Below are 16852 nucleotides of genomic sequence, written 5' to 3' on the forward strand. Positions count from 1 at the left end.
AAGTAGGGTCCCTTCCATGACAACTCACGACTCCGCGGGCGACGCCCCCAAGAAGGCCCCCGCCAAGGACCCCTGGGACCTCCCCGACGTCTCCTCGCTCGTCGTCGGCGTGCTCGGCGGCACCGGCGACCAGGGCCGCGGCCTCGCCTACCGCCTCGCCCGGGCCGGCCAGCGCGTGATCATCGGCTCCCGCGCCGCCGAGCGCGCCCAGGCCGCCGCCACCGGACTCGGCAACGGCGTCGAAGGCGCCGACAACGCCGAGTGCGCCCGCCGCAGCGACATCGTCATCGTCGCCGTGCCCTGGGACGGCCACGCCAAGACGCTGGAAGGGCTCCGCGAGGAACTGGCGGGCAAGCTCGTCGTCGACTGCGTCAACCCGCTCGGCTTCGACAAGAAGGGCGCCTACGCCCTGACCCCCGAGGAGGGCAGCGCCGCCGAGCAGGCGGCCGCGCTGCTCCCCGGGTCCCGGGTGACCGCCGCCTTCCACCACCTCTCGGCCGTCCTCCTCCAGGACCCCGCCGTCACCTCCATCGACACCGACGTGATGGTCCTCGGCGAATCGCGCGCCGACACCGACCTCGTCCAGGCCCTCGCCGGGCGCATCCCCGGGATGCGCGGCGTCTTCGCCGGCCGCCTGCGCAACGCCCACCAGGTCGAGTCGCTGGTCGCCAACCTCATCTCGGTCAACCGCCGCTACAAGGCGCACGCCGGGGTCCGCGTCACCGACATCTGAGGGGCGCGCCCCGGTCGGCGGGTCCGGCGAACGGGGCACAGGGGGCATGGGGGACACTGGACGGCGCCCGGACACCGCCGAAACAGGAGCCACCCCCATGCCCCGCCTCGCTCTGTACGCCCTCGCCGTCTGCGTCCTCACCGTGGTGGCCGCCGTCGTCTCCTTCGCCCAGGGCCACTGGATCGGCATCGTCTGGGTGCTGATGGCGGGACTCTCCTCCAACATGGCGTGGTTCTACCTGCGCCGCGCCAAGGTCCAGCGGCAGCGGCGGACCGCGGGCGTCTGACGCCGCTCAGCCGCCCGGCACCTCGTCCGTGCCCAGCCAGAACTGGTAGAGCCGCCGCCCCCAGTACGTGTCCCACCCGCTCACCCCGAGCCCGCCGAGGACCGTGTCCACCAGCCCGAAGAAGGCCCGGTTGACCTCCGGGACCCACAGCAGCGCGAAGACGGCGAGCAGCCCGTACGGCGCGAACGGCTCGACCCGGCGGCGCACCCGCGGGGACAGCCAGGGCTCCAGCACGCCGTACCCGTCCAGGCCCGGCACCGGCAGGAAGTTCAGGATCGCCGCCGTCACCTGGAGCAGCGCCAGGAAACCGAGGGCGTACCGGAAGTACGGCGGCACCCCGTCCAGCGCGCCCAGCCAGAACGGCGCCGCGCAGACCACCGCGAAGACCACGCTGGTCATCGGCCCCGCCGCCGAGATCAGCGAGTGCCGACGGCGGCCCCGGACGCGGCTCCGCTCGATGAAGACGGCCCCGCCGGGCAGCCCGATGCCGCCGAGGATCACGAAGAGCACCGGCAGCACGATGCTGAGCAGGGCGTGCGTGTACTTCAGCGGGTTCAGCGTGAGGTAGCCCTTGGCGCCGACCGTGACGTCCCCGCTGTGCAGCGCCGTACGGGCGTGCGCGTACTCGTGGAGGCAGAGCGAGACCACCCAGGCGCCGGTCACGAAGAGGAAGACGGCGAGCCCCGCCGCCGGGACACCCGCCCACACGCCCCACCCGGCGACGGCCGTCACGGCCGTGATCGCGAGGAAGACCGGGCTGACGCGCCGGTCGGCGGAGCGGACGGGGGCGGGGGAGGACGTCGGCACGCGGCACTCCTTCTCGGCGGCCCGGCAGCGGAAGCCTCCGGTCGCCCCACCGTACGGGCCGCCTCCCGCCGCGGGGAACGACGCCGGCCCGACACCGGGGGAGGAGTCGGGCCGGCGCGGGGCCGCGCGGCCGGGCGGGCGCGTGGGCGGGGCCCGCCGGCGGCGGCACCGGAACCGCCCGGTACCGGTGGGGGGGACACCGGCGCCGGGCGGAGGCACCCGGGTCAGTGGAAGGTGTGCTCCTCCGCCGGGAAGGCGCCGCCCACGACCTCGTCGGCGAACTCCTTGGTGGCCGCCGTCATGATCGCGCGCAGATCCGTGTACTTCTTGCTGAACCGCGGCGCCTTGCCGGGGGTGAGCCCGAAGGCGTCGGTCCACACCAGCACCTGCGCGTCGGTCCCGGCGCCCGCGCCGATGCCTACCGTCGGGATCTGGAGCATGCCGGTCACCTCCGCGGCCAGCTCGGCCGGTACCGCCTCCAGCACGACCGCGAAGGCGCCCGCGTCCTGCACCGCCTTGGCGTCCCGCAGCAGCTGCTGCGCGGCCTCCTCGCCGCGCCCCTGCACCCGGTAGCCCATGGCGTTGACGGACTGCGGGGTGAGGCCGATGTGGGCCATCACGGGGATGCCGGCCTCCACCAGCACCCGGATCTGCTCGTGCGAGCGCTCGCCGCCCTCCAGCTTGACCGCGCCGACGCCGGCCTCCTTGACCAGCCGGGTCGCGGAGCGCAGGGCCTGTACGGGCCCCTCCTGGTAGGAGCCGAAGGTCAGATCGGCGACGATCATGGCACGGCTGGTACCGCGCACCACGGCGGCGGAGAGGAAGGCCATCTCGTCGAGGGTGACCGGCACCGTGGTGTCGTACCCGAGGTGGCAGTTGCCCATCGAGTCACCGACGAGCAGGACGGGGACGCCCGCCCCGTCGAAGACCGACGCGGTCATCGCGTCGTAGGCGGTGAGCATGGGCCACTTCTCGCCGCGCTCCTTCGCGCGGGCGATGTCGTGGACGGTGACCCGGCGGGTGGAGGTCCCGCCGTAGAGCGCCTTGGGGTCGGCGGTGGACTGCGCGGGGGCAGCCGGAAGCTGCGTCATCGCAACGGCTCCTTCTGTCATCTCGAGGCGCCCTGACGGCGTCCCCGGACTCCCCTCCATGGTGGCACTTGAGCAGGGCGGACGGGAAGACGTGCGGTCCGCGCGGGGGACGTGACGTGACAGACAGTCCGCGGCACGGAGGAGAAGGGGGCTACCGGCGGTAACTGTGCCCGTTCTGTCACAGCGGCTCCCGGGCGGCGGGCGGCAGGAACTGGGTGGGTGGCGCCGTCCGTCGTCCGGAGAGGAAACCGCCGTCGTGGACGGCGCGGAAGAGCGCCCCTCATCCCCTAGGGTCAGGGGCGAGACGGCGTGGATCAGGCAGCGAGGCGACGACGGTATGGCGCAGGCGTACAGGACGGAACCGGACAGCGACGACAGGGAGCAGGGACGCCCCGAACCCCGCCTCCGCTCCCTCGCCGGCCGTCTGCGGAACCCGGGGCCGTGGCGGCGCGGCCTCATCCTCGCCGTCCTCGCGATCCTCCTCGCGCTGGTCATGATCGGCCACGCGCGCATCCCCAACTCGGTCGGCAGCCTGGGCAGCCTCGGCGAGACCTTCCTGCCCTGGCTCGGCCTCGCCCTGCCGGTGCTGCTGGTCGCCGGGCTGGTGCGCCGCTCGGCGACCGCGCTGATCGTGCTGCTGCTCCCCTCGGTGGTCTGGCTCAACCTCTTCGGCGGCCTGGTCACCGACAAGTCGGCCACCGGTGGCGACCTCACCGTCGCCACGCACAACGTCAACGCCGACAACCCGGACCCCGCCGCCACCGCCCGCGACGTCGCCGCCTCCGGCGCCGAGGTGGTCGCCCTGGAGGAACTGAGCCCCGACGCCGTCGCCGCCTACCGCGAGGCGCTCGCGGCCACCTACCCGCACCACGCGGTCGAGGGCACCGTCGGCCTGTGGAGCAAGTACCCGCTGAGCGACACCGAGCCGGTCGACATCAAGCTCGGCTGGACCCGCGCGCTGCGCTCCACCGTCGACACCCCCTCGGGCCCCCTCGCCGTCTACGTCGCCCACCTGCCCTCGGTACGGGTCAAGCTGGACGCCGGGTTCACCGCGGGCCAGCGTGACAACAGCGCCGAGGCGCTGGGCCTGGCCATCCGCGGGGAGAAGCTGGACCGGGTGGTCCTCCTCGGCGACCTCAACGGCACCATGAACGACCGCGCGCTCTCCCCGGTGACCTCCCAGATGCGCTCCACCCAGGGCGCGGCCGGCGACGGCTTCGGCTTCAGCTGGCCGGCCTCCTTCCCGATGGCGCGCATCGACCAGATCATGGTCCAGGGCGTCGAGCCCGTCTCCTCCTGGACCCTGCCGCGCACCGGCAGCGACCACCTGCCGATAGCGGCCCGGATCAGCTTCGGCTAGGGGCCGCGCCCAAGACCCCGCACGACGGCCGAGGGGCTGCCGGGAGAGACGGTCTCCCGGCAGCCCCTCGGCCGTCGTGCGGGGCGCCCGCGGGCGGGCCCGGCCTCAGCCCGACTCGCGCCAGCGGCTGGTGACGGGCAGGCGGCGGTCCTTGCCGAAGCCCTTCGCCGAGATCTTGGTCCCCGGCGGGTACTGGCGTCGCTTGTACTCGGCGTTGTCCACCAGCTTCAGCACCCGCGTGACGGTCTCCGCGTCGAAGCCCGCCGCCAGGATCTCGTCGAGGCCCTGGTCCTGGTCGACGTAGCGGGCGAGGACCGCGTCGAGCACGTCGTAGTCGGGCAGCGAGTCGGTGTCGACCTGGCCCGGACGCAGCTCGGCGCTGGGCGGCTTGGTGACGGAGTTCTCCGGGATCGGCGGGGTCTCGCCGCGCTCGGCCGCCACCTTGTTGCGCCAGCGGGCCAGCCGGAAGACGGCCGACTTGTAGACGTCCTTGATCGGGCCGTAGGCGCCCACCGAGTCGCCGTACAGGGTGGAGTAGCCGACCGCCAGCTCCGACTTGTTGCCCGGGGCCAGCACGATCTGGCCCTCCTGGTTGGAGAGGGCCATGAGCGTGGTGCCGCGCAGCCGCGACTGCAGGTTCTCCTCGGCGAGGCCGGTCAGCGACAGCTCACCCATGTAGGCGTCGAACATCGGCGCGATGGAGACGGTCCGGTAGTGCAGCCCGGTGCGCCGGGCCAGCTCGGCGGCGTCGTCCCTGGAGTGCTCCGAGGAGTACTTCGAGGGCATCGAGACGCCGTACACGTGCTCGGCGCCGAGCGCGTCCACGGCGAGGGCGGCGGTGAGCGCCGAGTCGATGCCGCCGGAGAGCCCGATCAGCACGGAGCGGAAACCGTTCTTGCGGACGTAGGCACGCAGGCCGGTGACGAGGGCGCGGTAGAGCTCCTCGTCGTCGTCGAGCGGCGGGGCGGTCGTCCCCGGGTACTCCGCCGGGCCAGGATTGGCCACCGGTTCCTCGGAGAGGACCACCCGGTCGACGCGCAGCCCGTCGCCGGCCGTCCCGGCCGGTGCGCCGGCCACCGCGGCGGGGAGGTCCAGGTCGAGCAGGAGCTGGGTCTCCTCGAACTGCGGGGCACGGGCCAGCACCTCGCCTTGGGCGTCCACCACGATGGTGTCGCCGTCGAAGACCAGCTCGTCCTGGCCACCGGTCATCGCCACGTACGCGGTGGTGCAGCCTGCCTCCTGGGCGCGCCGGCGCACCAGCTCCAGGCGGGTGTCGTCCTTCTCCCGCTCGTAGGGCGAGGCGTTGACGGAGAGTAGCAGTCCGGCACCGGCCGCGCGGGCCGCCGGGACCCGGCCGCCCTCCTGCCACAGGTCCTCGCAGATGGCGAGCGCGACGTCGACGCCGCGCACCCGGATCACCGGCATGGTGTCGCCGGGCACGAAATAGCGGTACTCGTCGAAGACACCGTAGTTCGGCAGGTGGTGCTTGGCGAAGGAGAGGGCCACCTCACCGCCGTGCAGCACCGCCGCCGCGTTCTGCGGGGCACCGGCGGGCTGCCCGTAGCGCGGCTGGGCGGTGCTGGAGCGGTCGAGGTAGCCCACGACCACGGGCAGGTCGCCGAGGCCCTCGTCGGCGAGGCGCGCGGCGAGCGCGACCAGCGCCGACCGGGAGGCTTCGACGAACGACGAGCGCAGCGCGAGGTCCTCGACCGGATAACCGGTGAGCACCATCTCGGGGAAGGCCACGAGGTGCGCGCCCCGCTCGGCCGCCTCGCGGGTCCGGTGGACGACGGCGTCGGCGTTGCCGTGGAGGTCGCCGACGGTGGCGTCGATCTGGTTCAGGGCGAGTCGTAGTCGATGCACGCCCGCCAGTGTAATCGTCACAACGACGCGATGTCGCGAGCGGCGGCGGCTCCCCGCGCGCGGCGGGCACGGGGAGCCGCCCGGAGACGGGATCGTGGCAGGTCAGCGGCGGTAGCCGAGGACCGTCATCATCCCGGCCTCCGCGTGGTAGACGTTGTGGCAGTGCAGCATCCACAGCCCCGGATTGTCCGCGTCGAAGTCGGCGGTCAGGGTCCGGTGCGGCAGGATCACCGCGGTGTCCTTGCGCGGTGCGCCCTCGGCCGAGGAGAGCGCGAAGGTGTGGCCGTGCAGGTGGAGCGGGTGCCACATGTCGGTCGCGTTGGCGAAGACCAGCCGCACCCGCTCCCCGGCCCGCACCGGGTACCGCTCGGACGCCTTGTACGGCCGCCCGTTGAACGCCCAGTCGTACCTGGCCATTCCGCCGGTCAGCTGGAACCGCACCGTCCGGTCCGGTGTGCGGGCGGGCAGCGCCGCCGACTCGTCGGCCACCAGCCGGTCGGCGGTCAGCACCTTCCCGTCCAGCTCCTCGGGCCGCGCCCCGGCCTTCGGCGCCGCCCCGCCGCCGGTGCGCAGCAGGGCCCGGGCGGTGGCGTCCTTCCCCTCGGCCAGCGCGGTCAGCGGGAAGACCCCGTCGCCCGCCGTCACCAGCACGTCGTACCGCTCGCCCATCCCGAGCAGCAGCGCGTCCGTCCCGGCGTGCTCCACCGGGAACCCGTCGGTGTGCGTCACCGTCATCCGGTGCCCGCCGAGCGCCACGCGGTACGCGGTGTCCCCGCCGGCGTTGACCAGCCGTACCCTGATCCGGTCGCCCGGCTTCGCCCGGAACACCTCGGGGTCCTCCGCCGTCCGCCCGTTGACCAGGTGGTACGGGTACTTCACGTCCCCGGCGTCCCCGCCGAGCAGGTCGCTGCGGGCGCCCATCATCATCCGCGAGGGCCCGGCGGGATCCTCCGTCCGCGCCCCCTGCGCCGACATGCCGTGCCCGGTGTGACCGCCGCCCTCGTCGTCCCCGTCCCCGGAGCCGTGGTCCATCCCGGGCGCCATGCCCCGGCTCAGCTCCGCGAGCACGCCGTCCGGGGTGGACCCCTCCACCCCGTCGACCCAGTCGTCCACGACCACGACCCACTCGTGGTCGTAGGCGAGCGGCTCCTTCGGGTCCTCCACGATCAGCGGGGCGTACAGCCCCCGGTCCTGCTGCGTCCCGCTGTGAGGGTGGAACCAGTACGTCCCCGGGTGCGGCACCGTGAACCGGTAGGTGAAGTCGGCGCCGGGGCGCACGTCCTTCTGGGTCAGGCCCGGGACGCCGTCCATGTCGTTGCGCAGGGCGAGGCCGTGCCAGTGGAGCGAGGTCGGCTCGGGCAGGTGGTTGGCGAGGGTGAGCGCCAGGGTGTCCCCGGCGGTGACCCGTACCTCGCGGCCGGGCAGCCGGTCGCCGTAGGCCCAGGTCGGGACGGTGAGGGGACCGAGGTCGAGCCGGGTCTCGGTGGCGGTCAGCCGGACCTGGCGGACCCGGTCGCCGCCCGCCCGCGCCTTCTCGGCGTCCGCGACCTCGCGGCCCGCCGGGTCGATCCAGTCACCGGCACCGGTCGTCGCCCCGGAGCCGGAGCCGGAGCCGTGGTCGGAGCTGGTGCCCCCGGAGGAGGAACAGGCGGCCAGCAGGCCGGTCCCGGCCAGGCCGAGTCCGGCGCCGAGGAGGGAGCGGCGCGTGGGAGTGCGCATGGGAAAGTCACCCTTGTCGTCAGTGGAGTGCGGTGGGGCAAGGCACGCGGAGGCGCGCCTGCCGCGCGAGGGGCGCGGAGGCGGCGGTTCCGGCGGCCTAGATCCGCAGGACCGACAGACGGGCGAGAGCGAGCCGGGTCGGCGGCGCTATCGGCCACTGGGCGCCCCGGCGGCCGGTGAGGAGCACGCGCGCGGCGGAACCCGGGGCGGTGCCCCGCCACAGCAGGCCGCCCGCGCGCAGCAGGAGGCCGAGGGTGAGCGCGGCGAGGACGGCCAGGCAGACCGACAGGGGGTCCGTGCCGGGCAGGGGGTCGGAGGAGTCGGTCGTACCGGTGGCGGCTTCGGCGGCGGGGGAGTGGTGCTCCCCCGCGCCGGACCCCGCCGGGGCAGCGGGGGCCGCCGCGACCGTTCCCGGCTCGTGGGCGGCGCCGTGCGCACTGCCGTGGTCCCCGGCCGGGTGGCCCAGGGTGTGCATGGTGAGGACGCCGAGGAGCAGGGCGGCGAGCAGCAGCAGGCGCCCCGCCCGCCCGGCCACCGCGCCCGCCCTCGTCCTCATGGGCGGCAGCCTACCCCTCCCGGGTATGCGCCCGGACGGCGGGCCGGTGTCCGGGCGGACGGCCTACGGCCTGTCCGGCGGATCTTCGTGGGCCCGCGACGCCTGGCACGCACTCTCGCCGCACGCCCGCATCACCCGGGTACGTGCGGTACGAGGGAGATCCGGGCGCACGCCGGGAGCACGCACCAGACGCCGCAGGCCGTGCCGCGAGGTTCCGCCGGACAGGCCCTAGTCGTGGACGCCCCGCTTGCGCAGCAGCTCCGCCATCAGGTCGATCTCCGACCGCTGGGCGTCCACCATCCCCTGGGCCAGCCGCTGCTCGACCTCGACCTCGCAGGCGCTGACGCACCCCTCGGCCATGTGGACGCCGCCCTTGTGGTGGGCGGTCATCAGCCGCAGGTAGAGGATCTCGGCGGCCTCGCCCTCGGTCTTCCGCAGCCGTTCCAGCTCGGCCTTGGTCGCCATCCCCGGCATCAGCGCGCCGTCCTTCCCCGGCTTGTGCCGCATCCCCATCCAGGCCATCGGCGCCTCCTCGGACACCTTCGGCAGCCCCCACAGGTCGAGCCAGCCCAGCATCATGCCGCGCTGGTTGGCCTGGGTGTTGGCGATGTCGTAGGCGAGCGTGCGGATCTCCTCGTCGCCCGTGCTGTCCCGGACGAGGAACGACATCTCCACCGCCTGCTGGTGGTGGACGGCCATGTCCCGCGCGAACCCGGCGTCGGCCGAGTCGGCGGCGGGCACGGCCGGCGCGGGCGCGGCCTCCTCGCCTCCGGCGGCGGCCACCGCGACCACCGACCCGAGCGCGACCGCCACCGCCGCCGCGCCCGCCGCGAGCGCCGTACGGATCCTCACGACGCGAGGCCCCCGGTGCAGGCGGCACCCGGCTCGGGCGTCTGCGGACCCTGCACGTACTTGGTGAAGAACTGCGCCACGCGCGGGTCGTCCGCGCCGTCCACGGTCACCTGCTTGCCCCAGGCGCTGAGCATCAGCGCGCCCTCCTGCTTCTCCACCGGGCTCATCAACGAGTACGGGGTGGACTTGACGCGCTCGGCCAGCTTGCCGACCTCGGCGGGGTCGGCGTCGCCGTTGTGGGTCACCCAGACGGCGCCGTGCTCCAGCGAGTGGACGGCGTTGACCTCCGGTATCGCCTTCTCGTAGACGTCGCCGTCGCAGTTCATCCAGACCTGGTTGTGGTCACCGCCCACCGGCGGGGTCATCGGGTAGGAGACCGGCGTCGAGACGTGGTCGCGGCCCAGCTCCTCGGCCTTCCAGGTCTTCTCGCCCTCGACGGGCCTCTCGGCCTGTTCCCGCTCCACCGCCTCGGTCTTCTCCTTCTCGTCCGACTTCTGGAGGTAGAGGTACCCGCCGCCGCCTATCAGCCCGGCCACGACGAGCGTGCCGACACCTGTGAGGAGCACGCGGTTACGGCGCTCGCGCGCCTGCTCGCTCGCGCGCATGCGCTGGATACGGGCACGGCGGTCCTCCGCGGACCCGGGGGTGTTCCTGGTCGAACCCATGGTGTGTCCTTCGCGCGGTCTTGGGGGCGGGCGGGCCCGCTGATCGTAATGGGGAGCGGGGTGTCCAGGGCCATACCGCTGCCCGTAATCTGGCCGAAACCCCTGGCCGTGATACTGGTGGGGCACCCACACGCTGGGCGGTGGCGCGCAGACCGTCTGAACTGCAAGGATGTAGCTATGGACAAGCAGCAGGAGTTCGTGCTTCGTACGCTGGAGGAGCGCGACATCCGGTTCGTGCGCCTGTGGTTCACCGACGTCCTCGGCTTCCTCAAATCGGTCGCCGTCGCCCCGGCCGAGCTGGAGCAGGCGTTCGACGAGGGCATCGGCTTCGACGGCTCCGCCATCGAGGGCTTCGCCCGCGTCTACGAGTCCGACATGATCGCCAAGCCCGACCCCGCCACCTTCCAGGTCCTGCCGTGGCGCGCGGAGGCCCCCGGCACCGCCCGCATGTTCTGCGACATCCTGATGCCCGACGGCTCCCCGTCCTTCGCCGACCCGCGCTACGTCCTCAAGCGCGCCCTGGCCAAGACCTCCGACCTGGGCTTCACCTTCTACACCCACCCGGAGATCGAGTTCTTCCTGCTGAAGAACAAGCCGGTGGACGGCTCCCGCCCGGTCCCCGCCGACAGCTCCGGCTACTTCGACCACACCCCGCAGAACGTCGGCATGGACTTCCGCCGCCAGGCGATCACCATGCTCGAATCGATGGGCATCTCCGTCGAGTTCAGCCACCACGAGGGAGCCCCCGGCCAGCAGGAGATCGACCTCCGCTACGCCGACGCCCTCTCCACCGCCGACAACATCATGACCTTCCGCCTCGTCATGAAGCAGGTCGCGCTGGAACAGGGTGTTCAGGCGTCCTTCATGCCCAAGCCCTTCTCGGAATACCCGGGTTCGGGCATGCACACCCACCTCTCCCTCTTCGAGGGCGACCGCAACGCCTTCTACGAGTCCGGTGCCGAGTACCAGCTCTCCAAGGTCGGCCGCTCCTTCATCGCCGGCCTGCTCCGCCACGCCGCCGAGATCTCCGCCGTCACCAACCAGTGGGTCAACAGCTACAAGCGCATCTGGGGCGGCTCGGCCCGCTCCGCCGGCGCCGGCGGCGAGGCCCCCTCGTACATCTGCTGGGGCCACAACAACCGCTCGGCCCTGATCCGCGTCCCGATGTACAAGCCCGGCAAGACCGGCTCGGCCCGCGTCGAGGTCCGCTCCCTGGACTCCGGCGCCAACCCGTACCTCTCCTACGCCGTCCTCCTCGCCGCCGGCCTCAAGGGCATCGAAGAGGGCTACGAACTCCCCCCGGGCGCCGACGACGACGTCTGGGCCCTCTCCGACGCCGAACGCCGCGCCATGGGCATCGAGCCCCTCCCCCAGAACCTCGGCGAAGCCATCTCCCTCATGGAACGCAGCGAACTCGTCGCCGAAACCCTGGGCGAGCACGTGTACGACTTCTTCCTCCGCAACAAGAAGCAGGAGTGGGAGGAGTACCGCAGCGAGGTCACCGCTTTCGAGCTGAAGAACCTGCTGCCGGTTCTGTAGGGGCGCACCAGTTCCGTTACCGGACGCCGCTGAGGCGCCCGTGCTCGCCGAGCGCGGGCCTCAGTGATGCGCGGGCGGCTCGGCCGGATGGCCGTCCTCCCAGGTGTGGGGGCCGGGGTGGCCTGCGAACAGGCAGCAGGCGTCTCCGTGGGGGAGCGGACCGGTGCCGGGGCAGTCGGTGCGGGTGGCCAAGGAGACCTGGTCGGCTCCGCTCCAGCGCAGCCGGAGGGCGGTACCGCGATCCGTCTCGTCCAGGAAGCCGTAGTGCTCACTGCCCGCGTGCGAAGCGGCGAGCTGGCACTGTACGGCCGCATCGACGCATCCTGATGCGGTCCTCGCCCGGGCCTCGTCAGCCAAGCCGGGCGGCACGCGGCGCCAGTGCGGACACCTGGTCATGATGCCGAGCCTTGGAAACGGCCCGTGTCCGCCGCCGTCCGCCCGGTGCACCTGCTGCACGTGCAGGGCGGGAACCTGCCGATGGCCGTCGGGGGAGGCGCGTCCGCTTCGACTTGCACCGCCGTCACCGGTCCCCATGTACGGCCGGAGTCCCGGGAGACTTTGAGTGTCATAGCCGTCCGCTTTCCTGTGGTCAAGGCGAGTCCTTTCGCTTCCCTGGGCCTTTCCTGGCCTGGGATCAGGAAATAGCGCGGAGTGCCGGACGGCCACGGCACTCCTGCGGCACTCTTGACGCAGATCGGTGCATGCCGCCCGAGAGAGACGAATATGGGGGAAGGGTGGCCGCATGGGACTGGCGAATCGACGTAGGACCATGGGTTACAGCCAGGAGAAGCTGGCCCATCTGCTGGGCGTGGACCGTACGACGGTGGGGCGTTGGGAGTGCGGCAAGGTGTTGCCGCAACCTCAGCAGCGGAAGGGTCTCGCGAGCGCGCTCGGACTCAGCCCTGACGAGTTGGACTGCCTCTTGGCGGCACCTGCCGTTAGGGTCCAGGAGAACGCTCGGTGCCAGACCGAGGAATCCCCGACCCCGGGAGACTCCGACGAGATGATCCGTCGCGCTTTTCTTCGCGTGCTGAGCGTCAGTGGTGCGCTGGCGGTGCTGCCCGTGGATGAGGCCGAGGCCCTCCAGGAAGGGGCCGGCCTGGGTGCTTCAGCCGACTTCGACCGGATGAACGGCCATCTCTGGCAGGTCTACCAACTGGCCCGTTCCAAGAGAGCCATGCACCCTGTCATTCGTGACCAGCTGACGACGCTGAACGAAGCCCTGGCGAGAGGGCGGGGACCCACCCGCCCTCTGCTGGGCGCAGCTGCCGACCTTTTCCAGTTGGCCGGTGAGATCGCCTTCGACGGTAATCGCTACTCCGAGGCAGCTTCCTCGTACGCCCTCGCGGCCTCAGTGGGAAGAGATGCCGACGCCTACGACCTGTGGGCCTGCGCCCTGGTACGTCATGCCTACGTGGAGATGTCGGAAGGGCGCCACCGCCATGCGGTGCAATTGCTCGGGGCGGCGGCGCGGCTGGCCCGCCGGGGCGACAGTGCTCTGTCGACCCGGCAGTGGGTCGCGTCCGTGCAGGCGGAGGCGTACGCGGGGCTCGGCGATCTGACGGCCTGCGAACGGGCGATGGACCAGGCTGAGACCGTGTGTGAGCTGGGCGGGGGCAGCACCAACGGTGGGTGGCTGCGGTTCGACGGGACGCGGCTCTCGGAGGAGCGGGGAGCGCGGTACGTACAGCTCGGGCGGTTCGACCTGGCGGAGGAGACGCTGACGTGCGCGTTGAAGCAGACAGAGCTGGCGGCGGGGCATTCGTACCGGAGGCGGGGTGCGGTCCTCACCGATCTCGCGGTGATCGGCGTGCGGCGGGGTGACGCCGAGCAGGTGGTGGCGTACGGGGGTGAGGCTGTGGGCCTGGCTCGGGTGACGGGGTCGGGGTATGTCGTTCGTAGACTCGGTGCTCTGCGTGGTGAGTTGCGCTCCCTGGGTGAGGATCGGCGGGTGGCCGGACTGGCTGCGGAGATTGCCGTGCTGGGCATGTCGTGACGAGAGGGGTAGGTATGTCGGAGGTTGAAGGGGCGCGGTTGTTCCGGGAGAGCTGGATTGCCGGTGTGCGGCGGCATTTTCCTGGGGAGCCGAAGGCGGGGTATGTCACGCCGTGGGAGGGGACTCCGGAGTGGGAGCGGGAGGCTGCCGGGGCCGTGTGTGCGCAGGTGAGGCAGTTCGTGGAGGTGAGTGCGGGTAAGGCGGGGCGGCTTTCGCGGGAGCAGAAGGGGCGGTTCGTCGCTACGTGCTGGACGGCTCAGATGTACAAGCATTTCGAGGAGCCGAAGCCCGGATATGTGGCCGACTGGTCTGAGCTTCCGGAATGGCAGCGGGAGACCGACGCGGATATTTTCGAGGCGATCGAGAGGGATTTCCCGCTGAGTTGAGCGAAGCTTCGGCGGAAGGCCCGAAGCCCGAAGGCCCGAAGGCCCGAAGGCCGGAAGGCCGGAAGGCCGGAAGTGCAGAGCTGGCAGGGGTGTGGGGCGCTTTGAGTGGGCGCCCCACGCCCCTTTCGGCTGTGGTCAGGTGAACCGCTCGCCCATTTCGTCCATGGTGCGCAGCATCAGTTCCATCGGGTCCTCGGCCTGTTCGTCCTCCTCGATCCAGAGTTGCATGGCGAGGCGGAGGGCGACGAGGAAGACGGCGGCCATGACGCGGGCGCGTACCGGGTCGGTGGTGGCGGGGTGCCGGGCGGTGAGGGTGGCGGCGAGGTCGCGTTCGAGGGTGGCGAGGGTGCTGAGCTGGCGGCCGAGCAGTGAGGGGTGGCTCATCGCGAGGCGGGTCTGCTGGGCCCATTCGCGCCGCGGGGGGTCGAGGCGGGCATCGCGCAGGACCAGGGCGGCGGCGCGCAGGGCCTGCCAGTTGGTCTCCTCGGCGGGGCGGTCGCGTACCGAGTCGAGGAGGTGCTGGAGGTGCTGCTCCCGGCCGTAGAGGACGGCGTCCTCCTTGCCGGCGAAGTAGTTGGAGAAGGTACGCCGGGAGATGCCGGCGGCGTCGGCGATGGCCTCCACCGTCACGTGGTCCAGGCCGTGCTCGCGGGTGAGCCGCATCGCGGCCTCGTGGACGGCCTGGCGGGTGGCGGCCTTTTTGCGTTCGCGCAGGCCAAGTGGTGCGTCGGGGGTGGCCGCCGGGGTCTCCTCGGTGCTGTCCATGGGGCAGATATTACTCACTCATTACCCAGTGGGCATTATTGCAGGGTGAGCAAACTTGCTCAGTGTGCATGTATGGTGAATCAGTCACATCATCTGCTCATCACCTCCGGAGGTTGCGCGTGAGCGCACACTCGGCCGCTCCACAGCAGGCCGCCGCCCCGATGGACCAGCGGCACATCATGCGTGCCTTCAGTGGTCTGCTGGTCGTCCTGTTCGTGGCGATGATCAGCAGCACCGTGGTCTCCGTCGCCCTGCCGCAGATCATCGGCTCGCTCAACGGAACCCAGTCGCAGTACACCTGGGTCGTCACCGCGACGCTGCTGGCCTCCACGGCGTCGACGCCCATCTGGGGCAAGCTCGCCGACCTGTTCAGCAAGAAACTGCTGCTTCAGATCGCCATCGGGCTGTTCGTCGTCGCCTCGCTGGCCTGCGGCTTCGCCCAGAACACCGGCCAGCTCATCGGTTTCCGCGTCATCCAGGGCCTCGGCATGGGTGCCCTCCAGGTCCTGGTGCAGGTGATCATCGCCGCGATGATCAGCCCCAAGGAGCGCGGCCGGTACAACGGCTACCTGGGCGGCGTCATGGCCGTCGCCACCGTCGGCGGCCCGCTGCTCGGCGGCTTCATCACCGACACCTCCTGGCTCGGCTGGCGCTGGTGCTTCTTCATCGCGGTGCCCTTCACCCTGATCGCCCTGGTGATGCTGGCCCGCACCCTGCACCTGGACGAGATCAAGCGCCCCGACACCAAGGTCGACTACCTCGGCGCCTCGCTGATCGCCGCCGGCGTCTCGCTGCTGCTGCTCTGGGTCACCTTCGTCGGCAACAACTTCGACTGGGTCTCCTGGCAGACCCTCGCCATGGTCGCGGGCAGCGTCCTGCTGCTGGGTGCCGCCGTCGCGGTCGAGTCCAAGGTCCCCGAGCCGATCGTGCCGCTGCACGTGGTGCGTCGCCGCGACCCCGCTCTCGCCATCGTCGCCTCCCTCGCGGTCGGCATGGCGATGTTCGGCGGGGCCGTCTTCCTCGGCCAGTACTTCCAGATCGGGCGCGGCTACTCGCCGACCGAGGCGGGGCTGCTCACCATCCCGATGATGGCGGGCGTGCTCGTCTCGTCCACCGTCGCCGGGCGGCTGGTCTCCAAGACCGGCAAGGTCAAGCCGTACATCATCGCCGGTGTGGTGCTGCTGACCGTCGGGTTCCTCGGGCTCTCGCTGATCGACCACAAGACCTCGCTGATCGGGGTCTCGCTCGGGATGCTCGCCGTCGGCGCCGGTGTCGGTATGTCGATGCAGAACCTGGTGCTGGTCCTCCAGAACACCGTGTCGCTCTCCGAGCTGGGCGCGGCCAGCGGTTCCATCACCTTCTTCCGGTCGCTCGGGGGGACCGTCGGGGTCTCCGTGCTCGGGGCGGTTCTCGCCAACCAGGTGTCGGCGAAGATCACCGACGGGCTGGCCAGGCTCGGGGTCGACCCGGCGGCCGGGGACTCCGGGAGCGGGACGCTCAACATCGCGGCGATGCCGCCGCAGATCCAGGAGGTCGTGCGGGCCGCCTACGGGGAGGCGACCGGGCACATCTTCCTGATCTCCGCGGGGATCGCGCTCGTCGGCGTGGTGGCCACCCTGTTCCTCACGCCTACCCGGCTGCGGGACAGTGTGGACCTTGCCGCCGAAGGCGGCGCCGGGGACGCCGGGGACGCCGGGGAGCGCGTTCCCGCTGCTGCGGGGTGAGCCTTCCGGGGCGCTGACGTCGGGCCTTGCCGCCCCTGCTGGGTTCGCCTGGTGGGGGCGGTGGTGTTTGCCGGGCCGGGCTGGGGTGGCCTCAAGCGCCGGCCGGGCTTGATGGGGCCTCAAGCGCCGGCCGGGCTGGTGTTGGCCGCGCCCGGCCGGGTCTTGAGTGGAGGCGGTGTTGTCCGGGGTCGTCAGGTGTGGCGGGTGCAGTGAGGGGGTTCGGGGTGGGGGTCGGGGGTGGTGTCGGGCTTGTCCGTCCTGGGGGACGGCGTTTGCGGCTTCCGTCCGGGGCGGCGGTGACCAGGCCGCAGTCGCGCAGGCAGGCCAGGTGGTTCGACAGCCGGGTCCGCGAGACGCCGAGCGCGTCGGCGAGGTCGGCCGGGCAGGCGGGGGCGTCCCGCGGAGAGGGCAGGATGCGGCAGCGGATCGGGTCGGCGGGCGCGCGGCCGAACCGGGCCAGTACCTCGATGTCGGAAGCGGTGGTCAGCACGGCCAGGGGGCGATACACGT

At 72.0% G+C, this 16852-nt stretch carries 16 protein-coding genes and 1 pseudogene; 7 read left to right on the top strand and 10 right to left on the bottom strand.

Annotated elements, in window-relative coordinates; all coding sequences use genetic code 11:
- The first annotated feature begins 16 nt into the window (after positions 1 to 16).
- Both npdG and Sdia_RS10285 read left to right on the top strand, forming a co-directional pair.
- Positions 17 to 733: an NADPH-dependent F420 reductase gene (npdG, locus tag Sdia_RS10280; protein ID WP_100452947.1), complete on the top strand. Its 717-nt coding sequence runs from the start codon at positions 17 to 19 to the stop codon at positions 731 to 733.
- Positions 734 to 830: 97 nt separating this feature from the next.
- Positions 831 to 1019 (top strand): hypothetical protein, encoded by a 189-nt coding sequence (locus Sdia_RS10285; RefSeq protein ID WP_100452948.1) that lies wholly within the window; start codon positions 831 to 833, stop codon positions 1017 to 1019.
- Between the two features lie 6 nt (positions 1020 to 1025).
- On the opposite strand, the gene Sdia_RS10290 is transcribed toward Sdia_RS10285, so the two are convergent.
- Together Sdia_RS10290 and panB are read right to left on the bottom strand one after the other, a co-directional pair.
- The gene (locus Sdia_RS10290) at positions 1026 to 1826 is read right to left on the bottom strand and encodes a site-2 protease family protein (protein WP_189499953.1); all 801 of its coding nucleotides are present in this window, start codon (positions 1824 to 1826) and stop codon (positions 1026 to 1028) included.
- Between the two features lie 224 nt (positions 1827 to 2050).
- Positions 2051 to 2917, bottom strand: a complete 867-nt coding sequence (panB, locus tag Sdia_RS10295) for a 3-methyl-2-oxobutanoate hydroxymethyltransferase (protein ID WP_100452950.1) — start codon at positions 2915 to 2917, stop codon at positions 2051 to 2053.
- A gap of 337 nt (positions 2918 to 3254) precedes the next feature.
- Here panB and Sdia_RS10300 point away from each other — a divergent pair, with 337 nt between their 5' ends.
- The gene (locus Sdia_RS10300; protein WP_100452951.1) at positions 3255 to 4277 is read left to right on the top strand and encodes an endonuclease/exonuclease/phosphatase family protein; all 1023 of its coding nucleotides are present in this window, start codon (positions 3255 to 3257) and stop codon (positions 4275 to 4277) included.
- A gap of 105 nt (positions 4278 to 4382) precedes the next feature.
- On the opposite strand, the gene Sdia_RS10305 is transcribed toward Sdia_RS10300, so the two are convergent.
- The 5 genes from Sdia_RS10305 to Sdia_RS10325 all read right to left on the bottom strand — a co-directional run bounded on the left by Sdia_RS10305 (position 4383) and on the right by Sdia_RS10325 (position 9932).
- Positions 4383 to 6140 (bottom strand): NAD+ synthase, encoded by a 1758-nt coding sequence (locus Sdia_RS10305; protein WP_115068651.1) that lies wholly within the window; start codon positions 6138 to 6140, stop codon positions 4383 to 4385.
- A gap of 102 nt (positions 6141 to 6242) precedes the next feature.
- Positions 6243 to 7859: a multicopper oxidase family protein gene (locus Sdia_RS10310; protein WP_100452953.1), complete on the bottom strand. Its 1617-nt coding sequence runs from the start codon at positions 7857 to 7859 to the stop codon at positions 6243 to 6245.
- Positions 7860 to 7956: 97 nt separating this feature from the next.
- Positions 7957 to 8415, bottom strand: a complete 459-nt coding sequence (locus tag Sdia_RS10315; RefSeq protein WP_100452954.1) for a DUF6153 family protein — start codon at positions 8413 to 8415, stop codon at positions 7957 to 7959.
- Positions 8416 to 8643: 228 nt separating this feature from the next.
- Positions 8644 to 9267, bottom strand: coding sequence for a DUF305 domain-containing protein (locus Sdia_RS10320; RefSeq protein ID WP_124287100.1), 624 nt, complete (start codon positions 9265 to 9267; stop codon positions 8644 to 8646).
- Positions 9264 to 9932, bottom strand: coding sequence for a thioredoxin-like domain-containing protein (locus Sdia_RS10325; protein WP_124287099.1), 669 nt, complete (start codon positions 9930 to 9932; stop codon positions 9264 to 9266). The genes Sdia_RS10320 and Sdia_RS10325 overlap by 4 nt, the downstream gene beginning before the upstream one ends.
- 177 nt (positions 9933 to 10109) lie before the next feature.
- Here Sdia_RS10325 and glnA2 point away from each other — a divergent pair, with 177 nt between their 5' ends.
- Positions 10110 to 11471: a gamma-glutamylpolyamine synthetase GlnA2 gene (gene glnA2, locus Sdia_RS10330; protein ID WP_003947745.1), complete on the top strand. Its 1362-nt coding sequence runs from the start codon at positions 10110 to 10112 to the stop codon at positions 11469 to 11471.
- A 60-nt stretch (positions 11472 to 11531) separates the two neighbouring features.
- Here the strand turns inward: glnA2 and Sdia_RS10335 are convergent, their stop codons facing one another.
- Positions 11532 to 11867 carry a hypothetical protein gene (locus Sdia_RS10335; protein ID WP_100452957.1) on the bottom strand — a complete coding sequence of 112 codons (336 nt, stop codon included), beginning with the start codon at positions 11865 to 11867 and terminating at the stop codon, positions 11532 to 11534.
- 325 nt (positions 11868 to 12192) lie between these two features.
- Between Sdia_RS10335 and Sdia_RS10340 the strand changes: the two genes are divergently transcribed.
- Positions 12193 to 13467, top strand: a complete 1275-nt coding sequence (locus tag Sdia_RS10340) for a helix-turn-helix domain-containing protein (protein ID WP_487251287.1) — start codon at positions 12193 to 12195, stop codon at positions 13465 to 13467.
- Positions 13468 to 13481: 14 nt separating this feature from the next.
- Positions 13482 to 13853, top strand: a complete 372-nt coding sequence (locus Sdia_RS10345) for a hypothetical protein (protein WP_100452959.1) — start codon at positions 13482 to 13484, stop codon at positions 13851 to 13853.
- A 135-nt stretch (positions 13854 to 13988) separates the two neighbouring features.
- On the opposite strand, the gene Sdia_RS10350 is transcribed toward Sdia_RS10345, so the two are convergent.
- Positions 13989 to 14618 (bottom strand): TetR/AcrR family transcriptional regulator, encoded by a 630-nt coding sequence (locus Sdia_RS10350; RefSeq protein WP_100452960.1) that lies wholly within the window; start codon positions 14616 to 14618, stop codon positions 13989 to 13991.
- 161 nt (positions 14619 to 14779) lie between these two features.
- Here Sdia_RS10350 and Sdia_RS10355 point away from each other — a divergent pair, with 161 nt between their 5' ends.
- Positions 14780 to 16342: an MDR family MFS transporter gene (locus tag Sdia_RS10355; protein WP_207206368.1), complete on the top strand. Its 1563-nt coding sequence runs from the start codon at positions 14780 to 14782 to the stop codon at positions 16340 to 16342.
- 268 nt (positions 16343 to 16610) lie between these two features.
- On the opposite strand, the pseudogene Sdia_RS30035 reads toward Sdia_RS10355, so the two are convergent.
- Positions 16611 to 16832: pseudogene (locus Sdia_RS30035) on the bottom strand (ArsR/SmtB family transcription factor); the annotation flags it as partial.
- Positions 16833 to 16852 lie beyond the last annotated feature (20 nt).

Origin of the sequence: Streptomyces diastaticus subsp. diastaticus (genome assembly GCF_011170125.1) — a bacterium.
Classification (GTDB): domain Bacteria; phylum Actinomycetota; class Actinomycetes; order Streptomycetales; family Streptomycetaceae; genus Streptomyces; species Streptomyces diastaticus.